Here is a 15,808-nt window from a genome sequence, read left to right on the forward strand (position 1 = left end):
CAACACGCCGTCTCGCCAGCGCGCGAGGCGGCGTGTTGCGACCCCTCGATGCGATTCGGGAGGGCGGCGCGCATCCGGAAGCGGTCAGCAGCGGCCACGGGCGGCGCGATCGGTGAGAATAGTCTCATGACCGCATCCCGCGAAGAGGTCGTGCTGCTCGCCGACGACGGCACGCCGATCGGCGTTGCGGACAAGGCGACCGTCCACACCGCCGACACTCCCCTGCACCTCGCGTTCTCGTGCCACCTCTTCGACGGGGATGGGCGCATCCTCGTCACACGGCGCGCACTCGAGAAGCGCACCTGGCCGGGCGTCTGGACGAACTCGTTCTGCGGGCACCCCGCCCCCGGCGAGGCGATGGACGACGCCATCGTGCGCCGGGCCGCGGAGGAGCTGGGCGCCACGATCGAGAACCTCACCGTGGTGCTGCCGGACTTCCGGTATCGCGCGGTGGACGCATCCGGGATCGTCGAGCACGAGGTCTGCCCGGTGTACACCGCGACCATCGCCGGCGGCCTCGACCCGGTGGCGTCCGAGGTTCTGGAGTGGGAGTGGGTCGACGCGCGCATCCTCCTCACCGCAGTGGATGCGACGCCCTGGGCATTCAGCCCGTGGCTCACTCTTCAGCTGCCGGCACTCTACGAGGACCGGGCGCTCGAAGCTTCGGATCAGCTGTGAGCAGACCTCATAATTTCCACCTGTGTAATTGACTGTGGATAACTAGTCACGACATATGCGGGAGAGGGCATAGCGGGGGGATATTCGGCAGCTCGGACCAGACGAGGAGCAGTGGATGAAAGTCACCGACACCAGCGACCTGTGGTGGAAGAGCGCCGTCATCTACTGCCTTGATGTGGAAACGTTCATGGACTGGAACGGGGACGGCATCGGTGATCTCGACGGGCTGGCGCACCGCCTCGACTACCTCGCCGAGCTCGGCGTCACCTGCCTCTGGCTCATGCCGTTTTACCCGACCCCCGACCGGGACGACGGCTACGACATCACCGACTTCTACGGGGTCGACGGCCGTTTGGGCCATCACGGGGACTTCGTCGAGGTCGTGCGGATCGCCCGCGACCGCGGTATGCGGATCATCGTCGACCTGGTCGTCAACCACACCTCTGACCAGCACCCGTGGTTCAGAGCCGCACGTTCATCGCGCACCTCGCCTTTTCGCGACTACTACGTGTGGCGGGACGAGCCGCCGAAGAAGCAAGGGGCGCCGGTCTTTCCCGACAAGGAGACCAGCGAATGGCAATGGGATGAGAAGGCGGGCCAGTACTACCAGCACGTCTTCTACCGGCAACAGCCCGACCTGAACATCACCGATGAGACCGTGCGCGACGAGATCGCGAAGGTGATCGGCTTCTGGCTCGAGCTCGGCGTCTCCGGCTTCCGCGTCGACGCCGTACCGTTCCTTCTGCAGACCGACGGCATCGTCGACGGAGCCCGTCGTCTGCCTGACCCGCACGAGTACCTGCGGTCGCTGAGGTCGTTCGTGGGACGTCGAAGCGGAGACGGCATCCTGCTCGGCGAAGTGAACCTGCCGCGCCAGGATCAGGCGCTGTTCTTCGGCGGGGATGCGGGGGACGAACTCACCATGCAGTTCGACTTCATCGCGATGCAGAACCTCTACCTCTCGCTCGCCCGCAAGGATGCGCGTCCGCTGACCGAGGCGCTGCTCTCGCGTCCCGGCGGATCGCCCGACATCCAGTGGGCGAACTTCGTGCGCAACCACGACGAACTCACGCTCGACAAGCTCACCGACGACGAACGCGAGGAAGTCTTCGCCGCATTCGGGCCCGAGGAGCGGATGCAGGTCTACGGGCGCGGACTGATCCGGCGGTTGCCTCCCATGCTCGACGGCGACCCCCGCCGAATCCGCATGGTCTACAGTCTGCTGTTCTCGCTGCCGGGAACTCCCGTGCTGTTCTACGGTGAGGAGATCGGGATGGGCGAGAATCTCGACCTCGAAGGCCGGATGGCCGTGCGTACCCCGATGCAGTGGAACTCCGGCAAGAACGGAGGGTTCTCCGCTGCACGTCCCTCACGTCTGCGAAACGCAATGACCACCGGCGGGTTCGGACCCGAGCACATCAACGTGGCCGACCAGCGCAGAGATCCCGACTCGCTGCTGAGCTTCGTGCAGACCCTCATCCGTCACTACCGCAATGCGCGAGAGCTCGGCTGGGGCGCGTTCGAGGTGATCGATCAGCCCGACGTCGCCGTCCTCGCGCACCGGCTCACGTGGGGCGACCGATCGGTGGTCTTGCTGCACAACTTCGCACCGGATGCCACCGAGGTGCCGATCACAGCGAAGAACGTCGACGGGGGCGCGCATCTCTCCGACCTCTTCACGGGCGAAGTGCTCTCGTTGACAGCGACCGGAAAAGCAGCGATTCCGCTCGACGGCTACGGCTATCGCTGGCTTCGCGTGCATCCGGCGGGCGAGCGGTCGCAGTACTAGCCGACGCGAACGGCGTCGATCTCCTGTTCCAGCCACCAGGTCTTGCCCTCGTCGTCGGAGACCCAGCCCTCCCAGTGGAACGAGTCGGCGGTGATGCCGCTGAAGTTCCAGCGGATCGGGCGTCCGTCCGTCTGTGTGCCGTCCTGCCGGATGCCATCACGGTGGTGGCCGTTCGCCACGAGGGTGCAGAAGTGGTTGGCGACCGCACCGAACCAGCTGACGCGCCAGGCGCCGAGCACGGGGTCGTAGACGCGAACCGTCGTGCCCTTCGACTCGAGTACGGACGGGTCGGATGCGCTCGGCGCGATCAGCACATCCTGAACCGCCCGGCCGCCCAGCGTAAAGGCGAAGATCCAGTCGTTGGCGAACTCGGACCAGGCGCCGGACTCCTCGTCGAGGAACCGGCCCTCAGCACGCCAGGACCCGACCAGCTGGCCGAACAGGTGCATCCGTTGCGGCCGAACCGGGGTCGGACCCGAGGCGATGAGCGCCCGTGCGAACGCTTCCGTGGATGAGTCGCTCATTGCTCTGCCCTCCGGGTCGGGGTGATGGATGCGCGGGCCGGGTCAGTCGCCGGGACGTCCCGCATCCGACGTGGCCACATCCGTGCGATGGAAGTTGAGGTACGACCGCGACGCGGTCGGACCGCGCTGGCCCTGGTAGCGCGAGCTGTACTCGCTCGAGCCGTATGGCTTCTCGGCCGCCGACGACAGCCGGAAGAAGCACATCTGCCCGATCTTCATGCCCGGCCACAGCTTGATCGGCAGCGTCGCCACGTTGCTGAGCTCCAGGGTGACGTGCCCCGAGAATCCGGGGTCGATGAAGCCGGCCGTGGAGTGCGTCAGCAGCCCGAGGCGGCCGAGGCTGCTCTTACCTTCCAGGCGCGCGGCGACGTCGTCGGGCAGCGACACCAGCTCGAAGGTCGACCCGAGCACGAACTCGCCCGGGTGCAGGATGAAGGGCTGGTCGGGGTCGACCTCGACGAGGTGCGTGAGCTCGGGCTGGTCCTCGGCGGGGTCGATGAACGGGTACTTGTGGTTGTCGAACAACCGGAAGTAGCGGTCGAGCCGCACATCGATGCTCGACGGCTGGATCATCACGGGCTCGAAAGGCTCGAGGGCGATGCGTCCCGCAGAGAGCTCGGACTTGATATCGCGATCAGAGAGAAGCACATTCGTAGCCTACTGGGCGCACATTCGCTGTGAGGATGCCCATTTCTGCATGCCTTCGCCGCGCGCGGACGGACAATAAGGGGGAGCGACGTCGAGATCCTCCCGACGCCATGGAGATGAGTCTCATGGTTGTGTTCTATGTCGTGCTCGCGATTGTGGTGGTCATCGCGATCATCCTGTTCTTCATGTCGGTGCGCGTCGTCAAACAGTACGAGCGCGGAGTGGTGCTGCGTTACGGCAGACTGCACGGCACGAGAGAGCCCGGGCTCCGCTTCATCATCCCGATCGTGGATGTGATGCATCGCGTCTCCCTGCGCATCGTGACCCTGCCCATCCAGTCGCAGGGCATCATCACGCGCGACAACGTCAGTGTCGGCGTCTCGGCGGTCGCCTACTACCGCGTCGTCGACCCGGTGAAGTCGGTGCTCGCGATCGAGAGCGTGGAGGGGGCGATCAATCAGATCGCGCAGACGACTCTGCGCAAGGTCGTCGGCCAGCACACGCTGGACGAGACGCTCGCCGAGACCGACGCCCTCAACGTGAACATCCGCGAGATCCTCGACCTGCTCACGCTGGACTGGGGCGTCGAGGTCACACTCGTCGAGCTGAAGGACATCCTGCTGCCCGACGAGATGAAACGCGCCATGGCCAAGCAGGCGGAGGCCGAAAGGGAGAAGCGGGCGAAGATCATCGCGGCGCAGGGCGAGTCGCTCGCAGCGGCGGCGCTCGGCGATGCGTCGGACACGATGATGGCGCATCCGCTCGCCCTCCAGCTGCGCAATCTTCAGAGCCTCGTCGAGATCGGCGTCGACAAGAACACGGTGGTCGTGTTCCCGGCGCCGCTGATGAGCACGATCGGGGAGCTGGGATCGTTCCTGGCTCGAGAGGGCACGGCGAGTCTCGGGTACTCGCCGTCCCTCGCGGGGACGCCGGTCGGGACCCCGGCCGTCCCCGAACCCGGCGGAACGGCGCAGGGGGTCGAAGCCGACCGGCCGGCGGCCGCTCCGGCTGCTGCGCCGGAGCCGGTCCAGCCTGCCGCCCCGGTTCCGTCGTTGCCGGATGCGGCCTGAGGGCGAATACTGGGCGCTGACGCGAGGAGGCGCCCATGGAGATCCTTCAGGTAGCTCAGCACGCAGACGACCTCGACAGAGCGGCGGCGTTCTACGAACTGCTGCTCGGCGGGCCGCCCGCCGCCCGATTCGACCCGCCGGGTCTGGTGTTCTTCAACGTCGGGATCTCACGCCTGCTGCTCGAGCAGAGCGCGCCGTCGGCGCTGGTGTACTTCCAGGTCGAGAACGCGGCCTCGCGGGTGGCCGAGCTGCGCGCATCCGGAGTCAGAATCGTCGACGAAGCGCACGTGATCTTCAGCCACACCGACGACACGCTCGGCCCGGCGGGGACGGATGAGTGGATGGCGTTCATCGAGGACAGCGAAGGCAACACGGTCGGCCTCGTCAGCCACGAGCCGCGCCACGACCCGTAGCCGCGCGGGCGGCGCCGGTGCCGCGGCCCGCGAGTACACGAATTCTCCGCGGACTCGGCGGTTTTTGGGCGACTTTGCGCGGACTGGGCAGGTAGTTTTGGCGGACTCGGCGGGTGCGGCGGACTCGGCGGGCTCGGCGGCGTTCTGGAATTCGCAGAAGGTTTCGCTAGGATGGTCGCACGCCTTCCGGGGCGAAACGCGAGTGTAGTTCAATGGCAGAACTTCAGCTTCCCAAGCTGATAGCGCGGGTTCGATTCCCGTCACTCGCTCCACCACAGACCAGTCACGTACACCTGCAAAGGTCGGTGTGACCCACTTCGATTCTTGTCACTAACACGTCACCGGATGTCGCGCTTTTGCCGAAACTGTGGGACTCGGAATCTGGAAACCGCCCAGTCGAGCATTTTCCCGGATAGCAAAGCTATTCTTGCTTCGCACGACCGAGCCGGCTTCCGACGGGTCGGGATTCGTGAGCGCATCGCCCTTATGACCTACGGACCGTACGAAGGTTCATGGCGCGACACTGTGTTGGTCGAACGTCGAAGCAGCCGCTGAACCCTACTGAGCTGTTTGAGAGTGGTCGCCACGCCAAAACGACGCGATCAAGAAGTCGCAACGCCTGCACGCGTAGACCCCGTGTAGACAATGCCGTGCCGCCACCGCTGATCGTGGGGTACTTGCAGTAGCGCCCAGGGGGCGCTTGGAACTCAAGCGAAGGAGACTTCGATGACGAGAGGACGACTAGAAGCGTTCAGCGACAGCGTGCTGGCTGTGGCCATCACGCTGCTTGTGCTCGATCTCAACGTGAACCCGGGCTCACCGCAGAGCTTGGCGGCGCAGCTCGTGACAGAGTGGCCGTCCTTCGCTGCCTACCTGGTGAGCTTCCTCGTCATCGGCTTGATCTGGGTGAACCATCACGAGGTAGTTCAGCTCGCAGACCATGTGGATCGGCTGCTCCTCTTCTACAACTTACTGCTGCTGATGTGGGTGACCAGTTTGCCGTTCACCACCGCGACACTTTCGGGATACCTTGCGCACGGGGACGCACAGGATGTTCGGATTGCGGTGTTGCTTTACGGCGCGTCGATGACGGGAATGGCTGTCGGCTTCTGCCTTCTCTTCGTCCGAGTAAGCCGCCCCGAAAGCACGAAGGCTAAGAAGTGGTCAGCGGCGCGCATCACGAGCGTCGCGCGATTCGGGGCCGGAATCGTGCTATACCCGGTGGTCACACTCGTCGGACTGTTCAACGCGCCACTCATGCTGGGGATCTATGGCGCCGTCGCCATCTACTACATGTTCAACCAGACCGGGGCCGTCGGCCGGCGACAGCGCCCAGACCACTGACCGGCACGCCACGCGGCGACCAATCCCGCTTCATTGGCGGCCGGCTCTACCGCCTGCCGCAGTTGATCTCACCACAGGACGATGGAACGCCGGGTCTACCTGCCGTAGGTCGCGAGGATGGCCCCGGTCGATGTGGGCTCGCATTCGATCAGCCTGAACGAGTGGAGGAATTCGTCGTCCGCGAACAAGCGTTTCCCACCGCCGACGACGACGGGATCGATCATCAGGCGTAGCTCGTCGATCAGTTCCAGACGGAGGAGCGTCTGAAAGAGCCCGGGGCTGCCGATGATGAGGATGTCCTGACCGTCTTGATCTTTCAGATCTGCCACAGCAGTTGCAACGTCGCCGGCGATGAGGGTTGTGTTGACCCAGTCCAGCGGCTCGCCCAGTGTGCGGGAGACCACGAACTTTGGTCTGGTATTCAGCGGCTCGGCCAAGACCTTCTCCTCTGCGGAGGCGCTCGGCCAGTGTGCGGCGAAGACGTCGTATGTCCCTCGACCAAAGAGGTACGCCCCGGCTTTCGTCACGCTCTCGACCACGCGGCCGAGGGAGGCGTCTTCGAGATATCGGGCGTGCCATCCGCCGTGTTCGAACCCTCCGCTGATGTCTTCGTCCGGGTAGCTCGGCGCCTGAACCACTCCATCCAAGGTCACCCACTCCGTCGCAATAAGTCGTCGCATCCTGGCCCCAAAAGCTTTCTCGGCTGTGCCTCAGCCCTAGTGCTGAGGATGGTCGCATCCAGTCCGATGCGCAACAGCTGTGGGGACTCAGCGCGGCGCGGATGAGAGGCGTCGCGCAGGAGTGATCGCAATCCCCCTTCATTCAGTCCCGGGTGAGCACGTTTGCCACGCGATCTGCGGCGGAGAAGATGAGCGCAAAGCCGTATTTCTGCCTGACAACAGCGCCCCATCTGCGTGCTCGGAGCGGTGTTCGTCAAGACGGAAAACAGTGCCAACGCCGATTCCCTTCGCGCGCGCAGATGATTCACGGAGGACGACGCCAGATAACCGACACGCGAACGCATGGGCCTAGGATCAAGGCACCCAAGCCTCGCTCAAGAAGAGTGTCAACGCTGTACACCACAGTTTGTTGTTGGGCCTCCAGCGTTCAGACCTGAAAGGGCTTGCTTCGATGCCCACGCTCTTGCAAATAGACTCTTCAGCCTCGGGCACGCGATCGCGTTCCCGCATGATCACGGCAGAATTCGCGGACGCGTGGCGCACGCTGAGCCCCGATCACGTTGTTGCGAAGCGGGACCTCCACGTGGAACAGCCGCCGCATCTGCCTTCATCATCCCTTCATTGGCCAGCCGGTGTCATTCCCGGATCACGTGAGCCAACCTGGGAGACGCGGCAGCAACAATACATTCGTGAGGTCATCGACGCGGACGTCCTGCTCGTCGCGGTCCCCATGTACAACTACTCGATGCCATCAACGCTCAAGGCGTGGATTGATCACATTCACGTCCCAGGTGTGCTCGCCGGCCTGCCAACGGACCAACTGCCATTGAGAAACAAGCCTGCCGTACTCGTATCGACCAGGGGTGCCGCGTATGGCGGTTCGGACAACCCGCCGGACTGGGACCACGGAACCGCGGCGGTGGAGATCGTGCTCGCCCAATCAATGGGCATGAATACTCACCGGATCGTCGCGCATCTCACTCTCGCGGATGACCTGGAAGCGCTTGCCAACAGACGCGAGGAGGGGCGCCAATCGCTTGAGAACGCGCTTGCCGAAGCACGACGGCTCGCCACTCAGCTTGGGGGGTTCTCGACACCTGCCTGACCCCACGACGTCGCAGACGACGCGAGTCAGGCCCGAGCGAACGAGCGCGATTGGGAGAGCCGACACGCCGACGACCGGCACCCCTGTGCATTCGCTGGCGGGACCCTAACGGATGACCGTGTAGCGGAGAATGCTCAGACCCTCCCCAACAGCCCGGGTGTCACGGAGATGGAGGGAAGTCTTTTTGCTGGTCTCGCCGAAGAGGCGTTCGCCGCTGCCGAGAATCACTGGGAAAACGACGAGCCGCAACTCATCGACGAGATCATGCTCCAGAAGCGTCCGCACGAGCTGGCGGCTGGCATAGACCACGATCTCGCCCTGCACCTCCTCTTTCAGCTTGGAGACCTCGGCGACGGCGTCGCCGTGCAGGACCACCCCGTTCCTCCACACTGGGGCGACGAGCGTCGAGGACACGACGTACTTCGGGAGGCTATTGAGCCGGTCGGGCCATTCGCCCTTCGCGGCGTTCCATCGAGTGCCGAAGTACTCGTCGCTTCGCCGACCCAGCAGCAGTGCATCGGCGCCGAGCGCCTCCTGATACTCCACGCCTGCCCAAGCTCCGCGGTCGTTGCCCATGTACTGTTCGAACCAGCCCCCGTGAACGAATCCCTCCTCACCGGTCGGGTCCTCCACCACTCCATCGAGCGACACGTTCTCACTGATGACGATCTTTGCCATTGCACTTTCCTCTCATTGTCGGTGACATGTACGAACGTCGATCGACGCGTACAGACGAGATAGACACCGCAGCATCCGCGAACTGGGCGACGATCGACCGCCCAATTCACGCAACCAGCGGTGTCCATACAGAGTCGACGCGCGCCCGGCGCGAACACGAACCAGAGGATGCGATGATGACAACCGTGACGACGGATCTGATCACGAGAGCACGGGCCGGCGACGGCGACGCGTTCCGTCAGATGACCGAGCCGCACCTGCGCGAGCTCAAGGTGCACTGCTATCGGATGCTCGGATCGATCCACGACGCCGAAGACGCCCTACAGGACACGCTGTTCACGGCCTGGCAGGGTCTCGACGGATTCGAGGGGCGCGCCTCGTTGCGGACGTGGCTCTACCGCATCGCCACCAATCGATGCCTGAATATGCGTCGCTCCACCAACCGGCGCATGGCGAAAGAGTGGAATGTGCCAGGGGTGGTTCCGCCGGAACCGACCCGGCTCGGTGAGGTGGTCTGGCTCGAGCCATACCCGGATGCTCTTCTCCACGGCGCGGTCCCCCAGCCGCTGGGGCCGGAGGCTCGCTATGAGCAGACGGAGTCGATCTCGATCGCCTTCGTCACCGCCCTGCAGCTGTTGCCGCCACGCCAGCTTGCCGTGCTCATCCTGCGCGACGTGCTCGGATTCCCCGCGCGCGAGGCAGCCGACATCCTCGACACCACCGTCGAATCGGTCACCAGCGCCCTGAAACGGGCGCGAGCCACCCTTCATCGACGGCGTTCAGCCGACTCGAGAGAGCTTGCTCCCGCTGCCGGCTCGGCGGCGGAGGAAGCGATTGTGGCGAAGTTCGTCACGGCCTACGAGTCCGGCGATCTCGACGGCCTTGTTGCACTCCTCACCGATGACGTCTTCATGTCGATGCCGCCTATGCCCTTCGAGTACGAGGGACGCGTACTCGTTGGCGAATTCTGCGCGCTGCTCTTCGGCGGCGGCCGCACCTTCCGGCTGGTACCAACACGGGCAAACGGCCAGCCGGCATTCGGTCTGTACGCCCGCCCATCCACCGACCCGCGAGGCCCGAGTCACGGGAGCGGGTTCATCGTGCTCACCCTCATTGGCGAGCAGATCTCCGCGATGTCCCGCTTCGAGAGCAGCGTGCTCCCACTCTTCGGCCTGCCCGAGGCCCTACCCGAGCTTCGTACGTGAGTCCGTTCGACGGACTCGCGTAGCCGAGGACAGCAACCCACGAGCGCGCGCGTCCCAACGGGTCAGCGGGGCGGCGCAGTGCTCTCGCGTACCTTCAGCTCGGGCTCGATGAGAGGGATCGTCTGCGGGGATTCGCCGCGCAGGGTGCGCAGCACACTCGCGACGGCTCGGCGGCCGACCTCCGTGAAGTCGAGCCGCACGGTCGTCAGGGCGGGCTGGAAGAACGGGGATTCGTCGCGGTCGTCGAAGCCGACAATGCTCACGTCTCCGGGAACAGAGAGGCCGCGCTCGGCGAGCGCCTTCATGAGGCCGAGGGCCATCGCGTCGTTGATCGCCAGGACAGCCGTGATCGAGCGGTCGGCGGCGATCTCGATGCCGGCGCGGTAGCCGGACTCCGCCGACCAGTCCGGGGACTCGAATTCGAGGGGCGTGACCCGGCCGGCGAGGGCGAGTTCGGTCTGCCAGCCGCGCCGGCGTGCCTCCGAGGCCATCCATCCGACCGGACCACCGACGAAATGGACGGTCTCGTGGCCGAGGTCGAGCAGGTGCCGGGTGGCCAGCTGAGCACCGAGCGTCTCGTCGACGGACACGGTCGACGGCCCGGCCGGCGATCCTTGTTCGAACCGCACGACCGGCACATCCGAGTCGAGCCGGTGCAGTACCTCCCTGGCCGCCGTCATCGGAGCCAGGACCACGATGGCGTCGACCCCGTCTTCGACGAGAGAGTCGAGGCCCGCTTTGATGCTGGTGCGGTCCACGTCCGCGATGCTCACCAGGCTCGTGGCGTAGCCGCTCCGTCGCGCCTCTTCTGCGATACCGAAAAGCGCGAGCGCGGGGCCGTGCACCGACAGCGCGTAGCTGAGCACGCCGAGATTCATCGAACGGCTCGTCGCCAGGCTGCGCGCGGCCGAGTTGCGGCGGTAGCGCAACTGCGAGATCGCCTTCTCGACCCGCTCGCGGATCTCGGGGGCGACATTCGTGTGCCCGTTGACGACCCGGGAGACCGTCTGCTGCGAGACCCCGGCGAGACGAGCGACATCGACCATCCGCGCGGCGCGGGGAACCTCGGTCGACTCCGTCATCGACCGGACCCTCGAGCGACCGACGACGGCGCGGAATGGAGAACCATCCCCCAATTATGGCCGCGACAGGCCGGGCGCCTGGACAGCGCGCCCGGCCGGTGCGACCGGAATGAGTGGCGAACTCAGCGGTTCCCGTAACGCAGCACGGCGGGGTGCTGCTCGTACGGCCACTCGGCCTCCGGGATCATGTACTCGAGCGTCGTGTAGCTGCCGTCCACCGTCGAGGCGAGCGACGGCGGGCCCGGGAACCCGATGACCCGCCAGCCGAGACGGTTGTCGTTGCCGCCGTAGACCGGGTCGCCGTAGAAGCCCTGCCGGGTGTTCAGCACGAGCAGCGGGAAGAACTCGAGGAAGTCCTCGTTGACCGGCTGGTTGCCGGCCGGCGCTCCCCCGCTGCCCTGACCATCCGAGTCGGCGAAGACGAACCTCGCCGGCTTCTCCCTCCTCGAGATGGTCTCGAGCGCCGCATCCTGTTGCTCGTCGTCGAGGTCGATGAACCGGGCGCCGAACTTGTCGTCGGCGATGCCGTCGAGTTCGACGATCCCCTCACGGTAGAACTTCTGGCGGCTCTGGATGCGCTCCTGCCAGGCCTTCTCCTCGAGCCCCTCCATGCGGAGGAATCCGTTGCCGTCAGCCGCGGGGAAGACGAACTGCGTCCCCGCCAGCATCCGGTCGATGAAGCGGACGACGCCTGCCTCCTTCGCTCCCGGATGGTGGTCCGTCGGAATGATGCGTGCAGTGGCGGCCTCGACAGTCGCCCATTCGTGCTCTGTGAAGAACAGCGGCCCATTCGAGTCTCGCGTCGAGATCGGTACGGTGACCCATTCTGCCTGTCCCATAGTTTTCGTCTTCTCCTCCGAAGTCGGCGTCGATGTCAGTCGGTCCAGCCGTGGCGGTCCACGGCGATGATGCGGTCGGCGCAACGCCAGGCGTTCGCCATGATCGTCAGCGCCGGGTTGATGCCGGTCGCGGTCGGGAAGAAGCTCGCGTCGAAGACGTAGAGGTTCGGCACCTCGTGCGAGCGGCACCACCTGTCGACCACCGACGTCGCCGGATCGTCGCCCATCCGCGCGGTGCCGAGCTCGTGCGAGGTGTTTCCCGTGATCCGCTCCATGTTGACCGGCACGATCTTGGAGGCACCGGCCGCCTCGAGGATCTCGCCGTTCTTCTTGACCTGCCACTTCTCCTGTGCGAAGTCGTTGGAGTGCGGTGTGTGGGTGATACGAGCGACCGGCAGGCCCCACGCATCCTTCACCGTCGGGTCGAGGTCGACGCGGTTGGACTCGACCGGCAGATCGTGGAGCAGAATGCCGATCTTCATGCTGTAGTTGAACAGGTCCCGGTCTGCGTCCTTCGCCGCCTGTCCCCAGGTGGGGCGGCCGGGGAAGCTCCAGTTGACAGGGTGGCCGAGCATCGATGGGAAGATCAGTGAGCCCAGGATGTGTCCCCGCGACTCGTCCGTCTCGTAGAAGTCGAACGAGCACAGGTTCATGTAGTGCCCCGACCAGCCGTAGAGCGGGTCGTGCAGTTCTTTGTCGAACAAGCCGACCGAGAACGAGTACTGGTGGAACGTGGCGTTCTTGCCGACCTGGCCGCTGCCGTTGCCGAGCCCGTCGGGGAACAGCGCCGACTTGGACATGAGCAGCAGGCGCGGGGTCTCGATGCCGCCACCGCAGACGATGACGGCTTTGGCGTTCTGCACGAACTCGTTGCCGTTCTCGTCCTGGTAGCGCACCCCCGTGGCCTTGCCGGTCTTGTCGACGAGGATCTCACTGACGTAGCAGTCGGAACGCAGGTCGTACAGGCCGGTGTTGATCGCATCCGGGATGAAGCTGATCAGGGTCGAGGACTTGCCGTCTCCCGGGTCGGGGTACTGCTGCCAGAACCCGTTCTCGCTGAACGGCTTGCGGCCGCGATACGGTTCGGTGACCATGCCCTGTGGCATCGGGAAGGTGCTGTGCCCCATCTTGTCCATCGCGGTCGCGAACTTGCGGCCGATCTGGCTGAGCGGCGCCGGCTTGGTCGGGTAGTCGCGGGTGCGGCGGCCCTCCCAGCGGTTGGCCCCGCCGAGACCCGAGGTGCCGAACTCCCATTCGACCCGGGTGTAGTACGGCTCGAGGTCGTCGTAGCTGATCGGCCAGTCGACGAGGCTCGCGCCTTCGACGTCTCCGTGCAGGGAGCGCAGGCGGAAGTCGTTGACTGTCATGCGGGGAACCATGCCGCCCCAGTGGGTCGTCCCGCCTCCGACGACCTGCGGGGTCGCCGAGAAGTTGGTGATGACGGCTTCTTCGCTGTCGTTCTGTCGGTATGTGCGGGGCTTGAGCTTCGGGTCCTGCCAGATGAAGTTGCGGTTGAGGAACTTCAGCTCGTCTCCGGATGCGTGCTCGGGCTTCAGCCAGGGGCCGCGCTCGAGGCCGACGACGCGCAGTCCGGCCTCGGTCAGCACCTTGGCGGCGGTCGCCCCGCCGGCCCCGGCGCCGACGATCACGACGTCGACGGGCTCGGGGTTCTTGAGGGTGGTCATACTCTGTCCTTTCCTACTGAGAGATCTGGGATTCAGGATGCGCGGGCTACACCAGCACGCCGGCGCGGCCGAGGCGCGCGATCGGCAGCAGTTCGCCCCACAGCGCACCGGGGATCTCGAGAGCGGCGAGCTCGGCCGTCTGTGCGACCCGCTTCGGCTCGGACATGCCGACGATCGTCGACGTGACACGCGGGTCGCGCAGCGAGAACTGCAGGGCTGCGGCGGCGAGCGGGACCCCGTGCTCTGCACAGAGCGCTTCCATGCGGCGCACGCGCTCGAGCACCTCGTCGCTGACGGGGGCGTAACAGTAGGTGGGGACCGCATCCGGACCCTTCACGAGCATCCCGCCGCCGAAGGGAGCCGCGTTCACGAACGCCACACCGCGGGCCTGCGCATCGTCGAGGAGCGGCTCAGCCGACTGGTCGACGAGGGTGAAGCGGTTGTGGCTGATGACCGCGTCGAAGGCCTCGGTCGCGAGGTACTGCAGCTCGAGGTCGATCGGGCCGCCGGCGACGCCGAGATAGTCGATCACTCCCTGATCGCGCAAGGCGATCAGCGCCTCGAGCGGACCGCCGGGCGCAACGCCCTCTTCGAAGGTGATCTTCTCGGGGTCGTGCAGGTAGACGAGCGGAAGCTTGTCGAGGCCGAGGCGCTCGAGGCTCTCGTCCACCGAACGCCGCACGCGGTCGCCTGAGAAGTCGGTCGTTCCGGGGATGGGGTCGACTTTAGTGGCCACCACGACTCCGTCTGGAACCCCTCCGTTGTCGCGGATCGCCTGTCCGATGCGCTTCTCGCTGTCGCCGCCGCCGTATTCGTTGGAGGTGTCGATGAAGGTGAATGGTCCTTCGAAGACTCGGCGGATGGTGGCGACGGCCGTCTCCGTGTCGACTTCGTACCCGTATTGGGCGGGGAAGCTGCCGAGGGCGCTGGTTCCGACGCAGACGTCGGAGACGGTGAGGTCGGTGCGCCCGAGTTGTTTGATGGTCATACGCTTCGCTTTCTATCTGAGGTGAGGGTCGATGGTTCGTGGGATGCCTGAGGGGGGTGCGGTGCTCTGGCGCACCACGAGGGTCGGGAGAACCCTCGGCAACGCGTCGGCCTGACCGCCGCGCATCAGGTGCAGGATGCGGTCGACAGCCAAGCGGCCGACCTCCTCGAAGTCGAGGTGCACGGTCGTGAGCCCAGGCCGGTAGTACTGGGCTTCGGGGACGTCGTCGAACCCGACGACACTGACGTCATCCGGCACGCGCACCCCGCATTCCGAGAGGGCTTTGACGACACCGAGCGCCATCTGGTCGTTCGCGACGAACACGGCGGTGATGCCCGGATTGCGGGCGATCTCGCGACCGGCGGCATAACCGGAGCGGGTCGTCCAGTCGCCCGAGATCACGCGGTTCGTCACCCGTCCCGCCGCTGCGAGGGTCGTCGACCAGCCACGCAGGCGAGCCTCGCTGCCCAGCCAGCCGCGGGGGCCGGCCACCTGCCAAACCGTGTCGTGGCCGAGGTCGAGGAGGTGGCGGGTGGCGAGCGCGGCGCCGCCGACCTCATCCGTCGCCACGCTCGTGGTTCCCTCGGGGGCGCCCGGCTCGAAGAAGACCAGGGGGACGCCCGCTTCGAGCCCGGAGATCGCTTCGAGGGCCGCTTGCACCGGCGCCAGCACGACGATCCCGTCGACCGAGTCCTCGGCCAGATGGTCGAGCGCGGCCTTCATGGCGACTCGGTCGACGTCACCGAGAGTGACCAGGTTGGTCGCGTAGCCGGCGCTGCGCGCCTCGTCGGCGATGCCGCTGAGGGCGACGGAGGGACCGTATTGGGCGAGGCCGAAGCTCACGATCCCGAGGTTCATCGTCTGCCCGTTCGCCAGGGCACGCGCGGCCGGGTTGCGGCGGTAACGCAGCTGACGGATCGCCAGCTCCACGCGCTCCCGGATGTCCGGGGCCACGTTGGGGCTGTCGTTGACCACCCGGGAAACGGTCTGCTGGGATACCCCCGCGAGCCGTGCGACATCGATCATCCTGGCACCGCGAGTCGTCGACTGCTTCTCTTTGCTCGAAGGTGCCGACATTCT

The 15,808-nt window shown here is 65.8% G+C and carries 16 protein-coding genes and 1 tRNA gene; 8 read left to right on the forward strand and 9 right to left on the reverse strand.

Going from position 1 to position 15,808, the window contains the following annotated elements; all coding sequences use genetic code 11:
* The first annotated feature begins 126 nt into the window (after positions 1-126).
* Together idi and ACFVV0_RS00010 are read left to right on the forward strand one after the other, a co-directional pair.
* Entirely contained in the window at positions 127-678 is a 552-nt protein-coding gene (gene idi / locus ACFVV0_RS00005) for an isopentenyl-diphosphate Delta-isomerase (protein ID WP_387056780.1), read from the forward strand.
* Positions 679-793: 115 nt separating this feature from the next.
* A complete protein-coding gene (locus ACFVV0_RS00010) occupies positions 794-2,467 on the forward strand; it encodes an alpha-amylase family protein (protein WP_387056782.1) in 1,674 nt (557 codons plus the stop codon).
* On the opposite strand, the gene ACFVV0_RS00015 is transcribed toward ACFVV0_RS00010, so the two are convergent.
* Both ACFVV0_RS00015 and dcd read right to left on the reverse strand, forming a co-directional pair.
* Positions 2,464-2,991 carry a hypothetical protein gene (locus ACFVV0_RS00015; RefSeq protein ID WP_387056784.1) on the reverse strand — a complete coding sequence of 176 codons (528 nt, stop codon included), beginning with the start codon at positions 2,989-2,991 and terminating at the stop codon, positions 2,464-2,466. The two genes, ACFVV0_RS00010 and ACFVV0_RS00015, sit on opposite strands and share 4 nt — an antisense overlap.
* 42 nt (positions 2,992-3,033) lie before the next feature.
* Positions 3,034-3,639, reverse strand: coding sequence for a dCTP deaminase (gene dcd, locus ACFVV0_RS00020; protein ID WP_387056786.1), 606 nt, complete (start codon positions 3,637-3,639; stop codon positions 3,034-3,036).
* Between the two features lie 125 nt (positions 3,640-3,764).
* On the opposite strand from dcd, the gene ACFVV0_RS00025 reads away from it, so the two are divergent.
* The 4 genes from ACFVV0_RS00025 to ACFVV0_RS00040 all read left to right on the forward strand — a co-directional run bounded on the left by ACFVV0_RS00025 (position 3,765) and on the right by ACFVV0_RS00040 (position 6,466).
* Positions 3,765-4,709 (forward strand): slipin family protein, encoded by a 945-nt coding sequence (locus tag ACFVV0_RS00025; protein ID WP_387056788.1) that lies wholly within the window; start codon positions 3,765-3,767, stop codon positions 4,707-4,709.
* Positions 4,710-4,744: 35 nt separating this feature from the next.
* Positions 4,745-5,122 (forward strand): VOC family protein, encoded by a 378-nt coding sequence (locus ACFVV0_RS00030; protein WP_387056790.1) that lies wholly within the window; start codon positions 4,745-4,747, stop codon positions 5,120-5,122.
* Positions 5,123-5,320: 198 nt separating this feature from the next.
* A tRNA-Gly gene (locus ACFVV0_RS00035) sits at positions 5,321-5,394 on the forward strand.
* A 454-nt stretch (positions 5,395-5,848) separates the two neighbouring features.
* A complete protein-coding gene (locus tag ACFVV0_RS00040; protein WP_387056792.1) occupies positions 5,849-6,466 on the forward strand; it encodes a TMEM175 family protein in 618 nt (205 codons plus the stop codon).
* A gap of 95 nt (positions 6,467-6,561) precedes the next feature.
* Here the strand turns inward: ACFVV0_RS00040 and ACFVV0_RS00045 are convergent, their stop codons facing one another.
* A complete protein-coding gene (locus ACFVV0_RS00045) occupies positions 6,562-7,146 on the reverse strand; it encodes a dihydrofolate reductase family protein (RefSeq protein ID WP_387056794.1) in 585 nt (194 codons plus the stop codon).
* A 451-nt stretch (positions 7,147-7,597) separates the two neighbouring features.
* Here ACFVV0_RS00045 and ACFVV0_RS00050 point away from each other — a divergent pair, with 451 nt between their 5' ends.
* Entirely contained in the window at positions 7,598-8,251 is a 654-nt protein-coding gene (locus ACFVV0_RS00050) for an FMN-dependent NADH-azoreductase (protein ID WP_387056796.1), read from the forward strand.
* A gap of 105 nt (positions 8,252-8,356) precedes the next feature.
* On the opposite strand, the gene ACFVV0_RS00055 is transcribed toward ACFVV0_RS00050, so the two are convergent.
* Positions 8,357-8,929 (reverse strand): dihydrofolate reductase family protein, encoded by a 573-nt coding sequence (locus tag ACFVV0_RS00055; RefSeq protein ID WP_387056798.1) that lies wholly within the window; start codon positions 8,927-8,929, stop codon positions 8,357-8,359.
* A 176-nt stretch (positions 8,930-9,105) separates the two neighbouring features.
* Between ACFVV0_RS00055 and ACFVV0_RS00060 the strand changes: the two genes are divergently transcribed.
* Positions 9,106-10,134, forward strand: coding sequence for a sigma-70 family RNA polymerase sigma factor (locus ACFVV0_RS00060; RefSeq protein ID WP_387056800.1), 1,029 nt, complete (start codon positions 9,106-9,108; stop codon positions 10,132-10,134).
* A 62-nt stretch (positions 10,135-10,196) separates the two neighbouring features.
* Here the strand turns inward: ACFVV0_RS00060 and ACFVV0_RS00065 are convergent, their stop codons facing one another.
* The 5 genes from ACFVV0_RS00065 to ACFVV0_RS00085 form a co-directional block, all read right to left on the reverse strand.
* Positions 10,197-11,216 carry a LacI family DNA-binding transcriptional regulator gene (locus ACFVV0_RS00065; protein WP_387056802.1) on the reverse strand — a complete coding sequence of 340 codons (1,020 nt, stop codon included), beginning with the start codon at positions 11,214-11,216 and terminating at the stop codon, positions 10,197-10,199.
* Between the two features lie 122 nt (positions 11,217-11,338).
* On the reverse strand, positions 11,339-12,055 hold the full coding sequence (locus ACFVV0_RS00070) for a gluconate 2-dehydrogenase subunit 3 family protein (RefSeq protein ID WP_387056804.1): 717 nt from the start codon (positions 12,053-12,055) through the stop codon (positions 11,339-11,341).
* Positions 12,056-12,090: 35 nt separating this feature from the next.
* Positions 12,091-13,740 (reverse strand): GMC family oxidoreductase, encoded by a 1,650-nt coding sequence (locus ACFVV0_RS00075; protein ID WP_387056806.1) that lies wholly within the window; start codon positions 13,738-13,740, stop codon positions 12,091-12,093.
* 46 nt (positions 13,741-13,786) lie between these two features.
* Complete coding sequence (locus ACFVV0_RS00080; protein ID WP_387056808.1) at positions 13,787-14,728, reverse strand: aldo/keto reductase; 942 nt, start codon at positions 14,726-14,728, stop codon at positions 13,787-13,789.
* 12 nt (positions 14,729-14,740) lie between these two features.
* Positions 14,741-15,805 (reverse strand): LacI family DNA-binding transcriptional regulator, encoded by a 1,065-nt coding sequence (locus tag ACFVV0_RS00085; protein WP_387056810.1) that lies wholly within the window; start codon positions 15,803-15,805, stop codon positions 14,741-14,743.
* Positions 15,806-15,808: the final 3 nt, after the last annotated feature.

Origin of the sequence: Leifsonia sp. NPDC058230, assembly GCF_042882245.1 — a bacterium.
In the GTDB taxonomy this organism is placed as follows: Bacteria; Actinomycetota; Actinomycetes; order Actinomycetales; family Microbacteriaceae; genus Leifsonia.